This window comes from Vibrio sp. ArtGut-C1 (assembly GCF_002105475.1).
Taxonomy (GTDB): Bacteria; Pseudomonadota; Gammaproteobacteria; order Enterobacterales; family Vibrionaceae; genus Vibrio; species Vibrio diabolicus.
The window spans coordinates 12,037-33,236 of the sequence record NZ_NCTH01000028.1 but is presented as its reverse complement, the minus strand read 5'-3'; the positions used below and the strand labels follow the sequence as shown (position 1 = coordinate 33,236).

The following is a 21,200-nucleotide window of genomic DNA, read 5'->3' as shown; positions in this document are numbered from 1 at the left end:
AACTAAAGGAAAATCACTGGATCTTATCGTAGTTATCCACAGCTCGTTTGATTGGTTTTTGAGCAGTTAAACAAAATAATTTGACGGGAGTTATTCACATTGGGGAAAACAGAGCCGAATTTCGACTCTGTTGAAGGGAAAGCGGAGAGCTTAAAAGCGTTCGATATTCTCTTTTAACCATGCCTCAGCGGCGTCTTCGGGTACTGCATGGCTCAGTACATCAATCTTAAGACAATCAGCGAGCGGTGTGGCACCAATGTCCTCTAGTAAATCATAAGCGTGTTGACCAGCGGCGCAGAACGTATCATAGCTTGAATCACCAATCGCAATCACTGCGAACTTTACGTCGGTCATTTTCGGCGGGGTATTTTGTAATGCCGCGATAAAAGGTTGAATATTATCAGGGTACTCACCAGCCCCATGGGTTGAGGTGATCACCAACCACGTTCCTTGATTTTCGATCTCATCAAGAGATGGCTGATTGTGGATCGTTGTTTCAAATCCATTCTCGTTGAGTAGATCACTCAGGTGATCCCCTACGTATTCTGCGCCACCTAGCGTGCTGCCTGTAATAATGTGGATCATACTTCTTCCTTATTGAATGCGACGGCTAAAGCTCATGGATGGCTTGCCGTACAAAAAGAAACGCGGTGTGAGTTAAGCTCAGCACCGCGCGTTCGATTATTTACTTACCGATACAGAATGAAGAGAAGATTCGGCCCAGTAAGTCGTCAGAACTGAACTCGCCGGTAATCTCGTTGAGATGCTGTTGGGTGATGCGCAGCTCTTCTGCCAATATCTCACCAGCCATATAGCCTTCAAGCTGTTCTTGGCCTATTTGAAGGTGCTGTGCGGCGCGTTCCAACGCATCGAGGTGACGGCGACGAGCCATAAAGCCACCCTCACTGTTGCCAGAGAAGCCCATGCATTCTTTGAGGTGTTCACGCAGAGCTTCAACTCCTGCACCAGTTTTCGCTGACAAGCGGATGAGGGTAGGGTTATTGACGTGGCAGATCCCCATTTCTTCACCCGTTTGATCCGCTTTGTTTCGGATCACGGTTATGCCGATATTGTCGGGTAGGCGATCTACAAAGTCTGGCCAGATATCTTTTGGATCGGTGGCATCGGTTGTGGTGCCATCTACCATGAACAAGACGCGGTCTGCTTGAGCGATTTCATCCCACGCGCGTTCGATACCGATTTTCTCGACTTCGTCGGAGGCATCACGCAGACCTGCTGTATCAATGATGTGCAGTGGCATACCATCAATGTGGATATGCTCACGCAGTACGTCACGTGTCGTACCTGCGATGTCGGTTACGATTGCAGACTCTTTGCCTGATAGTGCGTTCAGTAGGCTTGATTTGCCCGCATTTGGACGACCAGCAATCACGACTTTCATCCCTTCACGCATGATTGCGCCTTGGTTGGCTTCTTTGCGCACCGCATCTAGGTTATCGATGATGGCTTGTAGGTCACCAGCCACTTTGCCGTCGGCCAGAAAGTCGATCTCTTCTTCTGGGAAGTCGATGGCTGCCTCAACATAGATACGCAAATGAATCAGCGACTCAACTAAGGTATTAATGCGCCCTGAAAAGGCGCCCTGTAAGGATTGCAGCGCCGATTTTGCTGCTTCTTCAGAACTTGCATCAATGAGGTCTGCAATTGCTTCTGCTTGAGCGAGGTCGAGTTTATCGTTCAGGAACGCGCGTTCAGAGAACTCACCAGGGCGAGCTGCTCGAATGCCATCAATACCTAGAATGCGTTTTATCAGCATATCCATCACGACGGGGCCGCCATGGCCTTGCAGCTCAAGTACGTCTTCACCTGTAAATGAGTGCGGGTTAGGGAAGTACAGAGCGATGCCCTGATCAAGCACAGTGCCATCTTCTGACTTAAACGGCAGGTACTCTGCATAGCGGGGCTTTAGTGTCTTACCCGTGACTTCTAACGCCACTTGGTTGGCTTTAGGGCCTGATACTCGAATAATACCGACACCGCCACGACCAGGCGCGGTCGCTTGAGCGACAATCGTATCTGTAGTCATAATTTTGCCTTTTGAGCTGGGCTCAAATTGAGCCATAACTTTAGTTAGCTGAATTGTAATCAGCCAAAAACAAAAAGGCGACCTTTTGGCCGCCTTTCTCAATCATTTCCTAAAAGGTTACTTGCTGTGTAAGCCTTTTTTCTCTAACCCTTTGTAGATCAGAGTTTGCTGGATAAGCGTTACGATGTTCGACACCAACCAGTACAGAACGAGACCTGATGGGAAGAACAAGAAGAAGAAGGTAAACATAACCGGCATAAAGGTCATGATCTTCTGCTGCATTGGATCCGTTACTGTTGTCGGGCTCATCTTCTGGATTAGGAACATAGACGCACCCATCAATAGCGGCAGGATGTAGTAAGGGTCCTGCGCTGACAAGTCGTGAATCCAACCAAAGAATGGTGAGTGACGAAGCTCTACCGATTCCATTAGCGCCCAGTATAGTGCGATGAAGATAGGCATCTGTAGGATAAGAGGTAAACAGCCACCGAGTGGGTTCACTTTCTCTTTCTTGTACAGTTCCATCATTTCTTGGCTCATGCGCTGACGGTCATCACCGATACGCTCACGCATTGCTTGCAGCTTAGGCTGTAGCATACGCATTTTCGCCATAGACGTGTATTGCGCTTTTGTTAGTGGGTACATTGCACCACGAACGATGAAGGTCAGACAGATGATTGCCACACCCCAGTTACCAACAAAGCTCTGGATGAATGAAAGCAACATATGAAGAGGCTTCGCAATGAACCATAACCAGCCGTAGTCCACTACTAGGTCTAGGTTAGGTGCCACTTCTGCCATTTCATCTTGCAGTTTTGGACCAACCCAAAGTGTTGCTTCAAACTTAGCCTGATCGCCTGTTGCGATAGTTTTGTTCGGCATACGAACGCCGATGTCGCCTAGGTTGCCAATTACACGAGTGTATAGGTTAGTACCTGGTTCGTTACGTGGGATCCAAGCTGCGGCAAAGTAGTGCTGAATCATTGCTGCCCAACCTTGGCCATCGGCTAGATTAAGAGACAGGTTGCGATCCTGCATATCATCAAAGCTGTACTTCTTGTAACGCGTATCTTCTGTTGAGTATGCGCCACCACGGTAAGTAGGCATTGTGATGCTACCACCATCGTCCATTAGGTTTTGACGTAGGTGAGCGTACATACCAAATGTTGCGTTGTTGCCTGAGTTGTTCACTACATCGTATTCAACATTAAGCGCGTAGCTGCCGCGTTTAAAGATGTAAGTTTTGGTGTATTCGATGCCGTTTGCAGTGAATGTCATCGGAACACGAAGTTCATCTTGACCGTCAGCTAGAGTGAAGCTGTCTGCACTTACGTTGTAGTGAGGGCGATTTGTGCTGCTCAAGTCGATACCTTGAGGACCCACTAGACCGCTTTGAGCGATAAATTGGTGACCTTGAGCGTCTTTAAGCAGAACAAAAGAATCTGATGAATCTAACTCAGCAGAGTATTCGTTAAGGTTGGCATGTACCACATCGCCACCAACGGTGTCGATCGACAGAGTTAAAACATCAGTCGTTACTGTGATAGTTTTTGCAGAAGCTTGCTGTTGGCCAGGAACTGGGTCAAGTTCATCAGCAAAAGATGGTGCAGGTAGAGTGCTGCTTGATTGAGCCTGTTCAACTGCTTGAGGTTCTGGATTCTTTGCAACTTGCCATTGTTGAAACAGCAAAAAAGAAACCAGGGCCAAACCGATGAGCAGGATATTACGTTGAGAATCCATCGTTAGTTATCTCTGTCTTGTTTTTGGACTGGTGGAACGGGGTCATACCCCCCTTCATTCAAAGGGTGGCATTTTAATAGACGTTTGCCTGATAACCAACATCCTTTTACAAAACCGTGAGCTCTCAAAGCTTCTAGCGCGTAAGTGGAACAGGTTGGTGTGAACCGGCAACGAGGACCAATCAAAGGGCTGATAAACCAGCGATACAGATAAACGAGCCCAATGGCTATCCACGTGAAGGGCGAGACAGGCGTTGCCATAGCTTATCAAACAACTTAAAAATTTCCTCATTGCTTAAATCTTGCGCGCTTTTCTTCGCAATCACAACAAAATCTTTGTTTGGAAGCTGATGTTGATTGTTACGAAAGCTTTCACGAGCCAAACGCTTAAATCGGTTACGACCGACAGCCGTTTTGATTTGCTTTTTGGGAACCGCTAAACCTAATCGTGGGTGAGAAAGTTTGTTATTGCGAGCAATGATGGTGAAATGAGGCGAGCCAGCTCGATGAGCTTGCTGGAAGACGTTTTGATAATGCTCGGGAGTTAACAAACGTAACTCCCGATTAAACGCGTACGTGTTCAAAATAAACTAGCGATTATTTTGATAGGCGCGCACGGCCTTTTGCACGACGTGCGTTGATAACTTTACGACCGTTCTTAGTTGCCATGCGAGCACGGAAGCCGTGAGTACGCTTGCGCTTTAGAACTGTAGGTTGAAAAGTGCGTTTCATGATAATTACCTTTACTGATCAGTAGTTTTAGGTTCTTGTTAAACCCGGCGTGGGTATTTGCTTTCTTATATAAAGAAGCTCTTTATATAGAGAAGGACAACCGACGCCTCTCAACAAAGAGGCGGAATTGTAATCACACTCACATAATGTGTCAATGACTCAATGAGTACGAAATTCCGGCCGGGCGATTATACGTAGTGTGAGTAAAATCTCAAGGATCAATCGATCCTGATGCTTGATCGTTACTCTATTCCTACTTGGTTAAGGAATTTTTTCAAACGAGGATCTTGTGGATTATCGAAGATATCCTGTGGAGAACCTTGCTCAACGATATTGCCTTCCGCCATGAAGATCACTCTATCGGCAACTTCTTTCGCGAATTGCATCTCGTGCGTCACCACCAGCATGGTCTGATGCTGATTGGCTAACTTCTTCATTAATGAGAGAACTTCACCGACCCATTCAGGATCTAGCGCAGAAGTTGGTTCGTCAAACAACAGCAGTTCTGGTTGCAGCGCCATCGCTCGGCCGATACCCACACGTTGTTGTTGGCCGCCAGACAATGCCGCTGGATAACTATCGCCTTTATCCCCAAGGCCGATGTCATCCAGAATTTGTTGCGCTCGTTTGAGAGCATCGGCTTTTTTCCAACCTCGAACGGTCACTAGACCTTCGGCAATGTTCTGGCGCGCATTCATATGGGCAAACAGGGCATAGTTTTGGAACACAAAGCCAGTTCGACGACGCAGCGCTAATACTTCGGCTTTAGTGTGTTTTTGAGTATCAACGGAGATGTCATCTATCGTGATACGACCTTCATCTGCTTGTTCTAGAAAGTTCACCGTACGCAGCAAGGTTGATTTACCCGTGCCACTTGAGCCGATAATCACGATGATCTCACCTTGCTTAATATCGAGGTCGATGCCTTTCAGTACTTCAGTCTCACCAAAACGTTTGTGAATATTTTCTAACTTAATCATCGTACGTACGCCTTATTCAGTTTTGCTTCTGCCCAGATTTGTACGCGAGTCAGAATCACCACCACGCCCCAGTAAATAAGAGCAACCGCAAGGAAAGCTTCAAAGAAACGGAAACTTGATGAGGCTTCCATCTGTGCTTTCGCCATGATTTCGGCCACACCAAGCGTAAAGGCGAGAGACGTTGACTTGATCATATCGATGAAATAGTTCATCAGTGAAGGCAGCGCTACGCGGGTTGCTTGAGGCAAAATGACGCGGCGCATTGCTTGGGATGTTGTCATGCCCACCGATAAGCTCGCTTCCATTTGACTACGATCAATACCAATAATGGCGGCACGAATGCTTTCCGCCATATAAGCGGCAAAGTGCAGCGTTAAACCGATCACCGCTGCTGAGAAGGCATCAATACCCACCATCAATGGGAAAATTTGTGGTAAGCCGTAATAAAGCAGGAAAAGCTGAACTAGGAGAGGGGTGCCACGGAAGAAGCTGATGTACAGTTGGCTTAATTGATCCAGAACTGGCAGTTTAAATACGCGAATATTGGCTAAAATAACGGATAAAATCAGTGAAAACACCAATCCCCACGTCGCCATTTCCATGGTAGTGCCAAGATATTTCAGCAATATCGGCAGCAGTTCCAACATGTAATTAAAGTCAAATCCCATACGGCTTACCTAAAGGCTAGAGAAAAGAAAAGGTGGAAAACAAGTTCCACCTTTACGTAAGTTTATTTTAGTCCGAGAGTGATACCACTTTGCGGCCTAAAGTACAAAGAGTTCTTATTTCGTGATGTCAGCGCCAAACCACTTCACGGAAATTTTCTCTACTGTACCATCTGCGCGCATCTCAGCCAGTGCTTTGTTTACTTCTTCTTGCAGCTTACGACCTTTCTCGTTGTCAACGAAAGGCCATGCGTTTTGAATGGTCTCAAACGGTTCGCCTGCCAATTCCAGAGGAAGGCCAGTTTTCTTAATCAGCTCTAACGCAGAAAGACGATCCATTACAAACGCGTCTGCACGACCGAGCGCCACGTCATGTTCGATACCTGTGTCGTACGTTTTAATGTTGATCTTGCCGTCTTTGTCGTATTGACGCAGCAGTTGCTCGAAGTTAGATCCTAGGTTCACCGCAACGGTTTTACCCGCGAGATCGTCAACACCTTTAATGCTGTCGTTACCTTTACGCACGGTAATTTGTGCGCCATCTACAACGTAAGGGTCAGCAAATAGGTATTTGGCTTTACGCTCATCAGTCATGGTGATTTGGTTGGAGATCGTATCGATGCGACCGGTTTCTAGCAGACCAAATAAACCAGAGAAGTTAGCGGTTACGTATTCGATTTTGTAATCGTTGCGTTTGCCGATTTCATCCCACATGTCGACTTCAAAGCCTTGTAGCTTATCTTGCTTTACAAAAGTAAACGGGAAGTAGCGACCTGACATACCAACTTTGACTTCAGTAGCGGCTTGTACGGTTGCTGCCGACAGTGCAATGGCTGCAACGGCAACCTTAATCCAGTTTTTCATAATACATCTCCATAATTTTATGGTTGGAAATACTACTGTTAGTTAGCTCAATTAAATAAATAACCAAGAGCAATAACCTAGACCTGTGAGTTATTAGATAATAGAAGAAGAATGTTAAATGTGACGAAAATGCGAACTGAACCAGGGGAAATGATCGACAAAATCAGCATTGGGAATAAAATAATACACAGACTTATCACCAATCACTCGATCTTGTGAATTTTGCCCAATTGTGGATCGTTGTGTGGGCAAATTTGGGGCAAGGTGTGTTGATCTCATCAAGTTTGCAGAAATAATTGTGAATAACTTGGATCTTATTCACTGGATCGTCGAACAATCGCTGGCGATCTTGGTTATCAACAGGTAAAATTGCCAGTCTTTTCCGATAATTCAATTACTCAGTGGGGGCACCGTGTCATCTTCGCTTTGGCTGCAATGTTTGCAGCAGCTTCAAGAAGAGCTACCAGCTACAGAATTCAGCATGTGGGTTCGTCCGCTACAAGCGGAGCTCAATGACAATACTCTCACTCTATTCGCGCCAAACCGCTTTGTGTTGGACTGGGTGCGTGATAAGTATCTGAACAATATTACTCGTTTACTACAGGAATACTGTGGTGGCGACATTCCTAACTTACGCTTTGAAGTGGGGAGTCGACCTGTCTCTGCTCCAAAACCAGCGCCGACACGTACGCCTGCAGATGTGGCTGCGGAGTCATCTGCACCTGCGCAATTACAGGCACGTAAGCCAGTACACAAAACCTGGGATGACGACGCTCAAGCGATTGCGGCGATCAATCACCGCTCAAACATGAACCCAAAACACAAGTTCGACAACTTTGTTGAAGGTAAGTCGAACCAACTGGGTTTGGCTGCGGCGCGTCAGGTATCGGATAACCCAGGTGCAGCTTACAACCCACTATTCCTATACGGCGGCACGGGCTTGGGTAAAACCCACTTATTGCATGCGGTGGGTAACGCGATTGTGGATAACAACCCGAACGCGAAAGTGGTCTACATGCACTCAGAGCGTTTTGTGCAAGACATGGTAAAAGCGCTGCAAAACAATGCGATTGAAGAATTCAAACGCTACTACCGCAGTGTGGATGCACTCCTTATCGATGATATCCAATTCTTTGCTAATAAAGAACGTTCGCAAGAAGAATTCTTCCATACCTTCAACGCACTATTGGAAGGTAACCAGCAGATCATCTTAACGTCTGACCGTTATCCTAAAGAGATTAATGGCGTTGAAGATCGTCTTAAATCTCGCTTTGGTTGGGGGCTTACTGTTGCGATCGAGCCGCCTGAGCTTGAAACGCGTGTGGCGATCTTGATGAAAAAAGCCGAAGATCACCAAATCCACCTTGCTGATGAAGTGGCATTCTTCATTGCCAAGCGTCTGCGTTCGAACGTTCGTGAGCTAGAAGGTGCACTGAACCGTGTTATCGCTAACGCGAACTTTACTGGCCGCCCAATTACGATTGATTTTGTTCGTGAAGCGCTGCGCGATCTGCTTGCTCTACAAGAGAAGCTGGTGACGATCGATAACATTCAAAAGACCGTGGCGGAATACTACAAGATTAAAGTGGCGGACTTGCTGTCTAAACGTCGCTCTCGTTCTGTAGCGCGTCCTCGTCAGCTGGCCATGGCGTTAGCAAAAGAGCTAACCAACCACAGCTTGCCTGAAATTGGCGATGCGTTTGGGGGCCGCGATCATACGACCGTACTTCATGCGTGTCGCAAGATTGAGCAGCTGCGTGAAGAGAGCCACGATATTAAAGAAGATTACTCTAACTTGATTCGCACCCTGTCCTCGTAATCGGTTAGAATAACGGTATTCTAAGCAAATCATTTATTGAGCTGACAGCGTAAAGAGCCAAGCATGAAATTTACCATTGAACGTAGTCATTTAATCAAACCGCTACAGCAGGTTTCGGGCGCTTTAGGTGGCCGACCAACTCTGCCAATCCTAGGTAACCTACTTCTTAAAGTAGAAGAGAACGTATTGTCGATGACGGCAACCGATCTTGAAGTAGAGTTAGTAAGCAAAGTGACGCTAGAAGGTGATTTTGAAGCGGGCAGCATTACCGTTCCTTCGCGTAAGTTTCTCGATATCTGCCGTGGTTTACCGGACGATGCGATCATCACATTTGTTTTAGAAGGTGATCGCGTACAAGTTCGCTCTGGTCGCAGCCGTTTCTCATTGGCAACGCTTCCTGCGAACGATTTCCCTAATATTGAAGACTGGCAAAGTGAAGTGGAAGTATCACTGAGCCAAGCTGATTTACGTACGCTGATCGACAAAACTCAGTTCTCGATGGCGAATCAAGACGTTCGTTACTACCTCAACGGCATGTTGTTTGAAATTGACGGCACCACGCTACGCAGCGTGGCGACGGACGGCCACCGTATGGCGGTATCGCAAACTCAGCTAGGTGCAGACTTTGCGCAGAAGCAAATCATCGTGCCACGCAAAGGTGTGCAAGAATTAGTGAAGTTGATGGATGCGCCAGAGCAGCCCGTAGTACTTCAGATCGGTAGCTCCAATGTTCGTGCTGAGGTGAATAACTTTACTTTTACCTCTAAGTTGGTTGATGGTCGTTTCCCTGACTACCGCCGCGTATTGCCTCAGAGCACCAATAAGACCCTAATAGCAAGTTGTGACGAGTTGCGCCAAGCCTTTTCTCGTGCTGCGATTCTTTCCAACGAAAAATTCCGTGGCGTGCGTGTGAATCTGGCTGATACTGAAATGCGCATAACCGCGAATAACCCAGAACAAGAAGAAGCGGAAGAGATGCTTGATGTAACCTTTGAAGGTGACGCCATCGAAATCGGCTTTAACGTAAGCTATGTGCTTGATGTTCTGAACACGTTGCGTTGTGAAAATGTACGTGTGTCGATGTCGGATGCTAACGCTAGCGCATTGATTGAAAATGCCGACGATGACAGTGCCATGTACGTGGTGATGCCAATTCGTCTATAAGCCAACTGAATGCCTCTTTCTCGTCTCATCATTCAGCAGTTTCGAAACATTAAAGCCTGTGATATTGAGTTATCAGCAGGCTTTAACTTTCTTATCGGGCCGAACGGCAGCGGTAAAACCAGTGTCTTAGAAGCGGTTTACCTGCTCGGGCATGGCCGCTCATTCAAGAGCTCTCTCACCGGACGAGTGATACAAAATGAGTGTGACGAACTGTTTGTTCATGGTCGTTTTTTGAACTCGGATCAATTTGAGCTACCTATCGGCATTAATAAGCAGCGTGATGGCTCAACAGAGGTTAAAATAGGCGGTCAATCTGGACAAAAATTAGCGCAGTTGGCACAAGTTCTGCCTCTGCAGTTGATACACCCAGAAGGGTTTGATTTACTGACAGATGGCCCTAAACATCGTCGCGCGTTTATTGATTGGGGCGTGTTTCATACCGAGCCCGCTTTTTATCAAGCATGGGGAAGGTTCAAGCGCCTGAACAAGCAGCGCAACGCGCTGTTGAAAACCGCCAATAGTTATCGTGAGCTCAGTTATTGGGATCAGGAAATGGCAGGGTTGGCTGAAAACATCAGCCAATGGCGAGCAAGTTACATCGAGCAGATGAAAACCGTCGCAGAAACTATCTGTCAGACATTTTTGCCAGAATTTGAGATCCAATTGAAGTATTATCGTGGCTGGGATAAAGACACCCCATACCACGAGATACTAGAAAAGAATTTTGAGCGTGATCAGGCATTGGGATACACCTTTAGTGGCCCAAACAAAGCTGATTTGCGCATTAAAGTGAACGGAACGCCCGTTGAAGATGTTCTGTCACGCGGTCAATTAAAACTCATGGTGTGTGCATTGCGTGTCGCGCAAGGGCAACACCTGACAGAGATGACCGGTAAACAATGCATTTACCTAATTGATGACTTCGCGTCGGAATTAGATAGCCAACGTCGCAAGCGTCTTGCTGACTGCTTAAAAGAGACGGGCGCACAAGTATTTGTAAGCTCTATCACTGAAAGCCAAATCGCCGATATGTTGGACGATAACGGTAAATTGTTTCATGTGGAACATGGCAGGATAGAGTCAAACTAGAAGAGAGAAACTCATGTCTGAAAATTACGATTCATCGAGTATTAAGGTACTGAAGGGTCTGGATGCGGTACGTAAGCGTCCAGGAATGTACATCGGCGATACGGACGACGGCACCGGCCTTCACCACATGGTTTTCGAGGTGGTGGATAACTCAATTGATGAAGCGTTGGCAGGTCACTGTAAAGACATCGTTGTGACAATTCATGAGGATAACTCGGTTTCCGTTAGCGATGATGGTCGTGGCATTCCAACAGAAATCCACTCAGAGGAAAATGTCTCTGCAGCAGAAGTAATCATGACGGTACTTCACGCGGGTGGTAAGTTCGACGATAACTCATACAAAGTATCGGGTGGTCTTCATGGGGTAGGCGTTTCAGTGGTAAACGCGCTATCTGAGAAAGTTGAGCTGACGATTCATCGTGGTGGCCATATCCATACGCAAACCTACCGCCATGGTGAGCCTCAAGCGCCACTAGCTGTTGTGGGTGATACGGATAAAACCGGTACACAAATTCGTTTCTGGCCAAGTGCCGAGACCTTCTCTAACACTGAGTTCCACTATGACATTCTGGCGAAACGCCTGCGTGAACTGTCATTCCTGAACTCTGGTGTGTCGATCAAATTGGTTGATGAGCGTGAAGCGGACAAACATGATCACTTCATGTATGAAGGTGGTATTCAAGCGTTCGTTGATCACCTAAACACCAACAAAACGCCAATCATCGAAAAAATCTTCCACTTTAACTCAGAGCGTGAAGACGGCATTTCAGTTGAAGTGGCGATGCAATGGAACGATGGTTTCCAAGAGAATATCTTCTGCTTTACCAACAATATCCCACAGCGTGATGGTGGTACTCACCTTGCTGGTTTCCGTGCTGCGCTAACACGTACATTGAACAGCTTTATGGATAAAGAAGGTTTCTCGAAGAAAGCGAAAACAGCGACTTCAGGCGACGATGCGCGTGAAGGTCTAACTGCGGTTGTTTCGGTGAAAGTACCAGATCCTAAGTTCTCAAGCCAAACAAAAGACAAACTGGTTTCTTCTGAAGTGAAATCAGCTGTTGAGTCTGCAATGGGTGAAAAACTGTCTGAGTTCCTGATTGAGAACCCGACAGAAGCGAAGATGGTTTGTTCGAAAATCATCGATGCAGCACGTGCACGTGAAGCAGCGCGTAAAGCTCGTGAAATGACGCGCCGTAAAGGAGCACTAGACCTAGCTGGCCTTCCAGGTAAACTTGCAGACTGTCAGGAAAAAGATCCGGCACTCTCTGAACTATACATAGTGGAGGGTGATTCGGCAGGCGGCTCCGCAAAACAAGGCCGTAACCGTAAGAACCAAGCAATCCTACCGCTAAAAGGTAAGATTCTTAACGTAGAAAAAGCACGTTTCGACAAGATGCTGTCTTCGCAAGAAGTGGCCACTCTGATCACTGCACTTGGTTGTGGTATCGGTCGTGACGAGTACAACCCGGACAAGCTGCGTTACCACAACATCATCATCATGACCGATGCCGATGTCGATGGTTCGCACATCCGTACGCTACTATTGACCTTCTTCTACCGTCAAATGCCAGAGCTTATCGAGCGTGGTTACGTGTACATCGCTCAGCCACCACTTTACAAAGTGAAAAAAGGCAAACAAGAGCAGTACATCAAAGACGAAGAAGCGATGAACCAATACCAAGTATCATTGGCTCTGGATAATGCATCGCTACACGTAAACGCAGAAGCACCAGCATTGGCAGGTGAAGCACTAGAGAAGCTTGTTCAACAGTACAATGCGGGGATTAAACTGGCGGAACGTATGAGCCGTCGTTACCCAAGTGCTTTGGTAAACGAGTTGATTTACACTCCTCGTCTAACGCCTGAGCAATGCCATGACGCATCAGTTGTTGAAGCGTGGACGAAGCAGCTTATTGAGCAGCTGAATGCGAAAGAAGTGGGCGCGAGCCAATACAGCTACGAAGTTGAGCAGCACGAAGAACTAGGCTTAAACTTGCCTAAGATCGTGGTTCGTACTCACGGTGTGACGCACGAACATGCAATTAGCATCGATTTCCTAAACTCGAAAGAGTACGGCAAATTAGCTGATCTATCAGAAGCACTGGATGGGCTTCTGGAAGAAGGCGCGTACATCAAACGTGGTGAGCGTACGATGCCAGTAGCAAGCTTTGCAGAAGCGCTTGATTGGTTGGTTAAAGAGTCAATGCGTGGTCTGAGCCGTCAGCGTTACAAAGGTCTAGGTGAGATGAACCCAGATCAGCTGTGGGAAACGACTATGGACCCAGAAACGCGTCGCATGATGCAAGTAACGATTGAGGATGCGGTAGGCGCAGACCAATTGTTCACAACACTGATGGGTGACCAAGTAGAACCTCGTCGTAACTTCATCGAAGAAAACGCGCTGAAAGTAGCGAACTTAGACGTGTAACGACAACTTGCCTTAATAGAAAAAAGCAGCGAGAAATCGCTGCTTTTTTTGTTTTAACCACCAATGAAAATCGCCACTTTCTGCCAAGACTTTGGTTTTTCTGGTGCTAACTGCCAATAACCTGATCAAGCTTGCCATTTTATTTCTGTTTTCTTTTTTTCTCGCCATTTTGTTCGCTTGGGCGCTTTTGCTTTCTTTTTTCTGCTCGCTATAGTGCTGAAGAGCTGATGAATAAGGAGGTTGAAAAAATGGTGATGACTTTCCTGAACTAAGCCGGAGGTGATGCACTTCCGGTTCAATGCACTGAATTTATTTGTAAGACAAGGCATTAAGAAGGAAATAATCATGTTTGAACGCTGGTTCTCGGCGTACTGTTTGGCGCTGCGAACTTGGTGGTTAACCAGTCGCTTTTTAACCTATCAATCACCACTAAGGTTGTTATCGCTATTTGAAACCTGCGAGCAACAGGCCCATTGCCGTAACCGAGCTCGTATTGCGGTTGGGGATACGGTTCGCTTAGTGGATGTTGAACGCGCCTATCAATATCGCATGACGTTAGTCAGCTCGCGCAAGGGGCAACCGATGACAGGTATGCTCGCGGTCGATTCTTATTTGGGATCCCGTTTATTAGGGCGAGCTAAAAATGATGCGTTCGAAATAGAAATTTTTAATCAGCGACGCTGCTTTGTGATTACTGAAATTGTTCATCAATCGCAGCCACCAGCGCAGAAAATGCTGTGTGGCTGTCTGTTGTGTCAATAAATAGAGGTGAAGTCATGAGTAAGAAAGACAAGAAACAACCACAGTTGAGTCTGAAAGAAAAGCGTAAGTTAAAACAGGAAAAAGCGGCAGAAAAGAGCGTTGTAAAAGCGCGTAAATCCTCCCGCAAGTAGAGTGCAGATTAAGCCCACCAGAAAGGTGGGCTTTTTAATACCGATCGCAAAGCGAGGGTAAACTGACCTTTCTGGGGAGATAGCGAGCGCACTTAAAATTTTTTATTTTTTCCCTTGAAAGTCATTTTTGACGACCTTATATCTAGTTGTGAAGAGGATGATTGGCTTGCTAGAGACTAGAAGACAGCCCTCTGGAATCGCTAAAACGAGATCGCTCAAAAGAGGATATGGCGTTTTAGCACACAACTTAAACCTTTAGATTTCCTATCATGTCTCCGAGCCAAATGATGGCCTGCGGAATGATAAGAATCTCTTAGCTCGGCGTTGGTTTTTGCATAAACACGCCTGTGAGATGAACGTCATCTGAGCTAAGACTATTGCTTAATTAAGAGGATAGATTTATGCGTAACGTAGATTTCTCACCACTATACCGTAATGCAATTGGCTTTGATCGTCTGCTAAACCTGATGGAAGCGAATACAGCGAAAAATACTTCTGGCGGTTACCCTCCGTACAACATTGAGCAAAAAGACGAGCACAACTACCGTATTACTATGGCCGTTGCTGGCTTTGCTGAAGAACAGCTCGATCTGACTCAAAACGAAAACATGTTGATTGTGAAGGGCGAACGTAAAGCCGAAGAAGGCAAAAACTACGTTTACCAAGGTATTGCAGAACGCGATTTTGAACGTAAATTCCAGCTAGCGGATTATGTAAAAGTGACTGGCGCTTCAATGGAAAACGGCTTATTACATATTGATTTGGTTCGTGAAATCCCAGAAGCAATGCAACCACGTAAAATTGCTATCGGTGGCAACAACCTGCTAGAAAGCAACTAATCAGCAAGTTATTTGCCTTATAGAGTGAGAAAGAGCGCCAGTTGGCGCTCTTTTTAATTTGTGTCTTTGATGTGGGAGTTTGCTTTACTGACCTTGTTGGTAAGCCTTTTCAACTTCTTCCGCGATAATCGCAATGCCTTTTTGCATCATCTCATCGTCTTGAACGTAGTTCATACGCAGGCATTGGTGCGCGTGATCCCACTCGTCTTGCTGACCAATAAAGAAGTACTCACCCGGAACAATCAATACGCCACGCGCTTTCAAGCGTTGGTACAGTTCCATTGTTGTTATTGGCAGTTCATCAAACCACAACCACAAGAAGATAGCGCCTTCCGGTTTGTGAATACGGAAGCGCTCATCGGTAATCGCTTCTTGCAGCAGTTCAACCGCACGTTGCGACTTCTGCTTGTAAAACGGCTTAATCACCTCTGAACTCAGTTTAAGCAGGTCGCCTTTAGCGATGATGTGGTTTGCCAGCGCTGGACCCACACTGCCTGGTGCTAGGCTGATGATGCCGTTCATATTGGTTAACGCTTGAGTGATTTTTTCACTCGCAATCACAATGCCACAACGCACACCCGGTAAGCCCAGCTTAGATAGGCTCATGCACAAGATGGTGTTTTCATTCCAGAATGGTTCGACATCTTCAAAGATGATGTTCGGGAACGGCAAGCCGTAGGCGTTATCGATGATCAGTGGGATGTTGTTTTCACGTGCGAGTTTGTCCAGTTTACGCACTTCTTCGTCTGTCAGTACGTTACCCGTTGGGTTGGTTGGGCGAGATGCGCAGATTGCCGCAACAGAATCGTCGACGGTTAGCTGTTCAAAATCGACGTGGTATTTAAACAATCCGTTATCTAACAGCTCGATTTCTGGGTGGTAAGAGACAAAAATATCTTCATCAATGCCAGCATCACCATAGCCGATGTACTCAGGCGCGATAGGCAGTAGCACCTTCTTATGCGAACCGTCTGGCTGTTTACCTGCGAGTAAGTTGAACAAGTAGAAGAAGCCACTTTGGCTGCCGTTAGTTAGGCTGATGTTCTTCTCTGAAATGTCCCAACCGTAAGTTTCACGGAATAACTGAGCCAGCGCTTTCACGAACGCATCTTTACCCTGCGGCCCATCGTAGTTGGCTAGGGCGGCGACGAGCTCTCCACTGGCGAGCATTTCCTCACTGGCTTGGTGAAAGTAATCGAGCATGGCAGGAATGGCGGCTGGGTTACCTCCACCGAGCATGATGGCACCTGGTGTGCGTAGACCATCATTCAAATCGTCCATTAACTGCGTGATACCTGAATACTGATTAAATTTTTCACCAAACTTTGAGAGCTGCATGCTGACTGATACCTAATTCATTGTGATTGCTTATGTGTATTGAATGCTGATGAAACATCAGCTTATAGAGTAATACTTGACCTTACCCTAATGTTATTACGACGCAAAGTGTGAATTTACTCGAAGAAGAAAAAAGTTTGTCATCAGACCAGATGATGGGGATATGAGCAGTGAATAAAAAAGGGAAGCGAAATGCTTCCCTTGCTGGTGGAGTGAATCGGCTATTCGCCAGTGTAGACGATCAGCACTTTGTCGTCGTGGTATTGGCGCTCGAACGCGTAATACCCTTCTTGATTGCGAGTGATGTGTTTGCCTTGCGCAACCGCTGGGTGGCGTTGACGGAACTCGCCGAGTTTTTGCCAATGTTGCAGCAAGTCTTCACGTTCGCCATGAATCTTATCCCATGGCATATCAGAGCGAGTACCTTGAGTAGGGTCGGAACCGGTAATACCAAAATCACGAGCAATCTCATCGCCGTAATAGATTTGCACTGCACCCGGCGTCAGCATTAGTGCATTGGCAGCGCGTGCTTGGTCATCGAAGCTGCGGCTGCGTGCCGACCAAAACAGTTGAGTATCGTGCGAAGACAGGTAACTCAACACGTTGAACTCAGGATCGGAGTTAATACGTTCCGCGTAGCGGCGATAATCGCTATCGAGTTGCGCAAAGCATTTCAGCGCTTTTGGTGCCACATCAGATTGGAACTCGAAGTTGATGATGGAATCGAAGCCGTTATCGAAATACGGGCTCTTCACCACGCTGTGTGCCCACACTTCACCTGTCATCCAGAAAGGTAAATCATCCAAGGCTTTGTCTGGGTTGTTTTGCTTCCACTGGGCAAGCGCTTGGGTGGTGCTGGCTTTCAACTCTGCCCACGCTTCCATTTCAACGTGTTTGGCCGTGTCGACGCGGAAGCCATCAATGCCGTAGTCGCGCACCCAATCGGATAACCAGGTAATCAGGTGTTCACGTGGGGTTTGCAGCTCATCTTGCGCATTGGTGTCTTTATTGCGGAAGAAGTTTGGTAATCCGGTTTTCTGAGTCGATTCGGTTTTGAGATCCGGTAGGTAGTTCAAAGACATGGTGATGTCGTTGTAGCCTGGTGCATCATAGTCACCAATGTCGGTGCGGATCCAATCTTTGCCCCACCATTTTTCCCACGCTTCACTATCACCGTATTTGATGTAGTCGTTGAAGCTGTGCCAGCTTTGTCCCGATTTTGGTTGCCAGTCGGTCCATTTCTCTCCAAGTACTTGTTTGGCTTCTTGGTCATCAAGGTAAAGTTGACCAAAGCCGAATTCCTGCATGTCTGCTAATGTTGCGTAGCCAGTGTGGTTCATGACCACGTCCCAAATCACGCGGATGCCTTTCTTGTGCGCGGTATCGATGAAGGTTCTCAGCTCATCTTCGGTACCCATGTTGGCATCAAGCTTGGTCCAATCTTGGTGGTAGTAGCCGTGATAGCCGTAGTGCTTGAAGTCGCCTTTATCGCCGCCGCCAACCCAGCCATGGATTTGTTCCAGTGGTGAGGTTATCCAGATAGCATTCACACCAAGTGATTCGATGTAATCGAGTTTTTTCGTCAGACCCGCTAAGTCACCACCGTGGAAGGTGCCAATCTCGTATTTTCCGTCTTTGCTGCGACCGTAGCTGTTGTCGTTGTCTGGGTTGCCATTGTAGAAGCGGTCGGTCATGACGAAGTACACCGTCGCGTTATCCCAGCTGAAAGGTTTATCGGCTTGCTGTTCAACTTCTTCTAGCAGCAATAGACCTTGGCTCATAGGACCCGGTTGCATGGTGACGCTGCCATTGGCGACTGTGGCTTCTTGTCCGGTTAAGGCATCACGAACGACAGTGCCATCATTAAAGGTTTGCTCAACGTTGATGGTTTTTGGCGTATTGGTTGCGACAGGGCAAGAGTAGGTGATGTCTTGATTCTTTTTGGGTTTGAGCCTAACAGTTAGCTCGTTAGTGGTTGGGTTGAGCGTAAATTGATAGGTGTTGGCTTTGAAGATGCGCAGCGGCATTTGGGCATCTGTGGCGCAATTATCCATTTTTAATGGACGATTGAATTTGATGCGGCTTTCTTCTGCCAAAGCAAAACTACTTCCACAGCTTTGATTACTGTCGGCAATGGTAAAGGTGTAGCTGCCTTTTTCGAGTTTTTGCTCGGCGACAAGTAAGCCGTTAGAGTTTGGTTCGAAGACGGCTGTATCGTCTCCAACGCTCAGTACGATAGCATTTTCTGGAATCTGGCTGCAGGCGCTCAATAGTCCAATAGAGAGTGCGAGAATTGTTTTTTTCATTGTGTCCTTCCCCCGAATAAACAGTCCAGTTATAGCAAAACTGAGCCTCTACAATCCGAGCTCTGCACCAACAAGTTAAACGTGTCTCACCCTACAAATTTTTGCCTTGTTCACAAAATGAATAATAAGAACCGATTATCTCCGTTTAAAGACAACAAAAAAGGGAAGCCGACGCTTCCCTTTACTTATCTCTTAATCACTTCTGAATCAGTAATGAATTACTTTTGAAGGACAGAGATATCTGCGACCTGTAAGAACAGGTTACGCAGGTTGTTCAGCAATGTCAGACGGTTCTTCTTAAGTGCTTCGTCGTCTGCCATTACCATTACGTTATCGAAGAACGCATCCACTGGCTCACGTAGATCTGCTAGCTTGCTTAGGGCTTCTTGGTAGTTACCGATCGCAAATGCAGGCTCTAGTGCTTCAGTCATGACTTCAACGCTTTCTGCTAGTGCTTTCTCTGCGTCTTCTTGTAGCAATGCTAGGTCAATTTCTTCTGCTAGTTCGCCGTCGAATTTCGCTAGGATGTTACCTACACGCTTGTTCGCCGCTGCTAGAGACTCAGCTGCTTCTAGTTCACGGAAGTGAGAAACCGCTTTAACTCGTTGGTCGAAGTCAGCTGGTTTCGTCGGGCGACGAGCTAGAACCGCTTGAATGATGTCTACGCTGAAGCCTTCGTCTTGGTACCAAGCACGGAAACGACCAAGCATGAATTCAATTACGTCTTGCTCAACGTTTTCGTTAGTTAAGCGGTCACCAAACAGTGATTTCGCTTTCGCAACGAGGTCAACAAGATCTAGGTTGTAACCGTATTCAACGATGATACGTAGTACACCTAGAGATGCGCGGCGTAGTGCGAATGGGTCACTGCCTTTAGGTGCTTGACCAATACCGAAGATACCTACGATAGTGTCTAGCTTGTCTGCCATTGCAACTGCAGTTGAAACGCCGTTAGATGGCAGTTCATCACCCGCGAAACGAGGCATGTATTGCTCGTTCAGTGCGACTGCAACTTCTTCTGCTTCACCGTCGTGGCGCGCGTAGTGCATGCCCATGACACCTTGAGTATCCGTAAATTCGAATACCATAGAGGTCATTAGGTCACATTTTGCTAGTAGACCAGCACGCTTTGATTTCTCAACGTCAGCCCCGATTTGTTCTGCGATGTAGCCAGCAAGTTCAGTGATGCGGTCTGTTTTGTCTTTGATCGTACCCAGTTGCTTTTGGAAGATCGCTTGCTCTAGTTCAGGAAGACGGTCGATAAGCGGACGCTTACGGTCTGTGTTGAAGAAGAACTCTGCGTCAGCAAGACGAGGACGAACCACTTTCTCGTTACCTTCGATTACGTAACGAGGTTCTTTTGATTCGATGTTCGATACGAAGATGAAGTTAGGTAGTAGCTTCTTGTTTTCGTCATAAACAGGGAAGTACTTCTGGTCACCTTTCATGGTGTAAACCAACGCTTCAGAAGGCACTTTTAGGAACTCTTCTTCGAACTTCGCTGTAAGTACTACTGGCCATTCAACCAGAGACGTGACTTCTTCTACTAGGTCATCTTCTAGATCAGCGATACCGCCAACTTCGGCTGCCGCTTTTTGTGCGTCAGCTAGGATGATGGCTTTACGTGCTTCGTAATCTGCCATAACTTTACCGCGCTCTTCTAGGATTGCAGGGTATTGCTCAGCAGAATCGATAGTGAACTCTTGTTCACCCATGAAGCGGTGACCACGGATAGTGCGGTCAGAAGCGACACCAAGGATCTCGCCTTCGATTAGGTCGCTGCCCATCAGCATGGTTAGCGTCTTAACTGGACGGATAAATTGAGTCGTTTTGTTACCCCAGCGCATTGGTTTTGCGATAGGTAGGTTTGCTAGTGCTTTCGCTGCAAGTTCAACTACGATCTCAGACGTTGGCTGACCTTTCACTTCTTGTTTGAACAGTAGCCATTCACCTTTGTCGGTTACCATGCGATCAGCTTGGTCAACCGTGATGCCACAACCGCGTGCCCAGCCTTGAGCCGCTTTGGTTGGGTTGCCTTCCGCGTCAAATGCTGCAGAAACCGCAGGACCACGTTTTTCAACAACTTTGTCTGATTGGCTTTCTGCCAATGCTGCGACTTTAAGTGCAAGACGACGAGGTGCCGCGAACCATTTCACGCCTTCGTGAGCAAGCTCAGCGCCTTTTAGTTCTGCTTCGAAGTTTGCTGCGAATGCTTCAGTTAGCGTACGAAGTTGCGTTGGTGGTAGCTCTTCTGTACCTAGCTCGATTAGAAATTCTTTTGCCATGTTCTCTAC

General features: G+C 46.9%; 19 protein-coding genes. 6 read left to right on the top strand and 13 right to left on the bottom strand.

Annotation, left to right across the window (positions count from 1 at the left end):
• Positions 1-150: 150 nt before the first annotated feature.
• The 9 genes from mioC to B7360_RS19595 form a co-directional block, all read right to left on the bottom strand.
• Positions 151-585 carry an FMN-binding protein MioC gene (mioC, locus tag B7360_RS19635; protein WP_005394096.1) on the bottom strand — a complete coding sequence of 145 codons (435 nt, stop codon included), beginning with the start codon at positions 583-585 and terminating at the stop codon, positions 151-153.
• A 100-nt stretch (positions 586-685) separates the two neighbouring features.
• A complete protein-coding gene (gene mnmE / locus B7360_RS19630) occupies positions 686-2,047 on the bottom strand; it encodes a tRNA uridine-5-carboxymethylaminomethyl(34) synthesis GTPase MnmE (RefSeq protein WP_012841264.1) in 1,362 nt (453 codons plus the stop codon).
• Positions 2,048-2,164: 117 nt separating this feature from the next.
• The gene (gene yidC / locus B7360_RS19625; RefSeq protein ID WP_005394100.1) at positions 2,165-3,787 is read right to left on the bottom strand and encodes a membrane protein insertase YidC; all 1,623 of its coding nucleotides are present in this window, start codon (positions 3,785-3,787) and stop codon (positions 2,165-2,167) included.
• Positions 3,788-3,789: 2 nt separating this feature from the next.
• Entirely contained in the window at positions 3,790-4,047 is a 258-nt protein-coding gene (yidD, locus tag B7360_RS19620; protein WP_005378822.1) for a membrane protein insertion efficiency factor YidD, read from the bottom strand.
• The gene (rnpA, locus tag B7360_RS19615) at positions 4,014-4,337 is read right to left on the bottom strand and encodes a ribonuclease P protein component (protein WP_005394102.1); all 324 of its coding nucleotides are present in this window, start codon (positions 4,335-4,337) and stop codon (positions 4,014-4,016) included. Before rnpA ends, yidD begins: the two co-directional genes overlap by 34 nt.
• Positions 4,338-4,383: 46 nt before the next feature.
• Positions 4,384-4,518, bottom strand: coding sequence for a 50S ribosomal protein L34 (gene rpmH, locus B7360_RS19610; protein ID WP_005378825.1), 135 nt, complete (start codon positions 4,516-4,518; stop codon positions 4,384-4,386).
• A 242-nt stretch (positions 4,519-4,760) separates the two neighbouring features.
• Positions 4,761-5,498 carry an amino acid ABC transporter ATP-binding protein gene (locus tag B7360_RS19605; RefSeq protein WP_005378827.1) on the bottom strand — a complete coding sequence of 246 codons (738 nt, stop codon included), beginning with the start codon at positions 5,496-5,498 and terminating at the stop codon, positions 4,761-4,763.
• Positions 5,495-6,166 (bottom strand): amino acid ABC transporter permease, encoded by a 672-nt coding sequence (locus B7360_RS19600; protein ID WP_005378829.1) that lies wholly within the window; start codon positions 6,164-6,166, stop codon positions 5,495-5,497. Before B7360_RS19600 ends, B7360_RS19605 begins: the two co-directional genes overlap by 4 nt.
• Positions 6,167-6,280: 114 nt before the next feature.
• Positions 6,281-7,027, bottom strand: coding sequence for an amino acid ABC transporter substrate-binding protein (locus B7360_RS19595; RefSeq protein WP_005378831.1), 747 nt, complete (start codon positions 7,025-7,027; stop codon positions 6,281-6,283).
• A 412-nt stretch (positions 7,028-7,439) separates the two neighbouring features.
• On the opposite strand from B7360_RS19595, the gene dnaA reads away from it, so the two are divergent.
• The 4 genes from dnaA (at position 7,440) to gyrB (ending at position 13,530) form a co-directional block, all read left to right on the top strand.
• On the top strand, positions 7,440-8,846 hold the full coding sequence (dnaA, locus tag B7360_RS19590; protein ID WP_005378835.1) for a chromosomal replication initiator protein DnaA: 1,407 nt from the start codon (positions 7,440-7,442) through the stop codon (positions 8,844-8,846).
• A gap of 63 nt (positions 8,847-8,909) precedes the next feature.
• Positions 8,910-10,010 (top strand): DNA polymerase III subunit beta, encoded by a 1,101-nt coding sequence (dnaN, locus tag B7360_RS19585; RefSeq protein ID WP_005394106.1) that lies wholly within the window; start codon positions 8,910-8,912, stop codon positions 10,008-10,010.
• Positions 10,011-10,019: 9 nt separating this feature from the next.
• On the top strand, positions 10,020-11,099 hold the full coding sequence (recF, locus tag B7360_RS19580; protein ID WP_005394107.1) for a DNA replication/repair protein RecF: 1,080 nt from the start codon (positions 10,020-10,022) through the stop codon (positions 11,097-11,099).
• A gap of 13 nt (positions 11,100-11,112) precedes the next feature.
• Positions 11,113-13,530: a DNA topoisomerase (ATP-hydrolyzing) subunit B gene (gyrB, locus tag B7360_RS19575; RefSeq protein ID WP_005394109.1), complete on the top strand. Its 2,418-nt coding sequence runs from the start codon at positions 11,113-11,115 to the stop codon at positions 13,528-13,530.
• 12 nt (positions 13,531-13,542) lie between these two features.
• Here gyrB and B7360_RS25130 read toward each other — a convergent pair whose 3' ends face one another.
• Positions 13,543-13,818, bottom strand: coding sequence for a hypothetical protein (locus B7360_RS25130; protein ID WP_085344404.1), 276 nt, complete (start codon positions 13,816-13,818; stop codon positions 13,543-13,545).
• Between the two features lie 57 nt (positions 13,819-13,875).
• Here B7360_RS25130 and B7360_RS19565 point away from each other — a divergent pair, with 57 nt between their 5' ends.
• Together B7360_RS19565 and B7360_RS19560 are read left to right on the top strand one after the other, a co-directional pair.
• Entirely contained in the window at positions 13,876-14,292 is a 417-nt protein-coding gene (locus B7360_RS19565; protein ID WP_047010275.1) for a GreA/GreB family elongation factor, read from the top strand.
• 532 nt (positions 14,293-14,824) lie between these two features.
• Positions 14,825-15,262, top strand: coding sequence for an Hsp20 family protein (locus B7360_RS19560; protein ID WP_085344403.1), 438 nt, complete (start codon positions 14,825-14,827; stop codon positions 15,260-15,262).
• Positions 15,263-15,346: 84 nt separating this feature from the next.
• Here the strand turns inward: B7360_RS19560 and B7360_RS19555 are convergent, their stop codons facing one another.
• The 3 genes from B7360_RS19555 to glyS all read right to left on the bottom strand — a co-directional run bounded on the left by B7360_RS19555 (position 15,347) and on the right by glyS (position 21,191).
• Positions 15,347-16,600 (bottom strand): valine--pyruvate transaminase, encoded by a 1,254-nt coding sequence (locus B7360_RS19555; protein WP_085344402.1) that lies wholly within the window; start codon positions 16,598-16,600, stop codon positions 15,347-15,349.
• Positions 16,601-16,821: 221 nt separating this feature from the next.
• Positions 16,822-18,906 (bottom strand): alpha-amylase, encoded by a 2,085-nt coding sequence (locus B7360_RS19550; RefSeq protein WP_085344401.1) that lies wholly within the window; start codon positions 18,904-18,906, stop codon positions 16,822-16,824.
• A 218-nt stretch (positions 18,907-19,124) separates the two neighbouring features.
• Positions 19,125-21,191 carry a glycine--tRNA ligase subunit beta gene (glyS, locus tag B7360_RS19545; protein ID WP_085344400.1) on the bottom strand — a complete coding sequence of 689 codons (2,067 nt, stop codon included), beginning with the start codon at positions 21,189-21,191 and terminating at the stop codon, positions 19,125-19,127.
• Positions 21,192-21,200 lie beyond the last annotated feature (9 nt).

Coding starts and splice junctions, on each gene's coding strand:
- mioC (WP_005394096.1), bottom strand. CDS start 585: ATGATCCACATTATTACAGGCAGCACGCTAGGTGGCGCAGAATACGTA.
- mnmE (WP_012841264.1), bottom strand. CDS start 2,047: ATGACTACAGATACGATTGTCGCTCAAGCGACCGCGCCTGGTCGTGGC.
- yidC (WP_005394100.1), bottom strand. CDS start 3,787: ATGGATTCTCAACGTAATATCCTGCTCATCGGTTTGGCCCTGGTTTCT.
- yidD (WP_005378822.1), bottom strand. CDS start 4,047: ATGGCAACGCCTGTCTCGCCCTTCACGTGGATAGCCATTGGGCTCGTT.
- rpmH (WP_005378825.1), bottom strand. CDS start 4,518: ATGAAACGCACTTTTCAACCTACAGTTCTAAAGCGCAAGCGTACTCAC.
- B7360_RS19605 (WP_005378827.1), bottom strand. CDS start 5,498: ATGATTAAGTTAGAAAATATTCACAAACGTTTTGGTGAGACTGAAGTA.
- B7360_RS19600 (WP_005378829.1), bottom strand. CDS start 6,166: ATGGGATTTGACTTTAATTACATGTTGGAACTGCTGCCGATATTGCTG.
- B7360_RS19595 (WP_005378831.1), bottom strand. CDS start 7,027: ATGAAAAACTGGATTAAGGTTGCCGTTGCAGCCATTGCACTGTCGGCA.
- dnaN (WP_005394106.1), top strand. CDS start 8,910: ATGAAATTTACCATTGAACGTAGTCATTTAATCAAACCGCTACAGCAG.
- recF (WP_005394107.1), top strand. CDS start 10,020: ATGCCTCTTTCTCGTCTCATCATTCAGCAGTTTCGAAACATTAAAGCC.
- gyrB (WP_005394109.1), top strand. CDS start 11,113: ATGTCTGAAAATTACGATTCATCGAGTATTAAGGTACTGAAGGGTCTG.
- B7360_RS19565 (WP_047010275.1), top strand. CDS start 13,876: ATGTTTGAACGCTGGTTCTCGGCGTACTGTTTGGCGCTGCGAACTTGG.
- B7360_RS19560 (WP_085344403.1), top strand. CDS start 14,825: ATGCGTAACGTAGATTTCTCACCACTATACCGTAATGCAATTGGCTTT.
- B7360_RS19555 (WP_085344402.1), bottom strand. CDS start 16,600: ATGCAGCTCTCAAAGTTTGGTGAAAAATTTAATCAGTATTCAGGTATC.
- B7360_RS19550 (WP_085344401.1), bottom strand. CDS start 18,906: ATGAAAAAAACAATTCTCGCACTCTCTATTGGACTATTGAGCGCCTGC.
- glyS (WP_085344400.1), bottom strand. CDS start 21,191: ATGGCAAAAGAATTTCTAATCGAGCTAGGTACAGAAGAGCTACCACCA.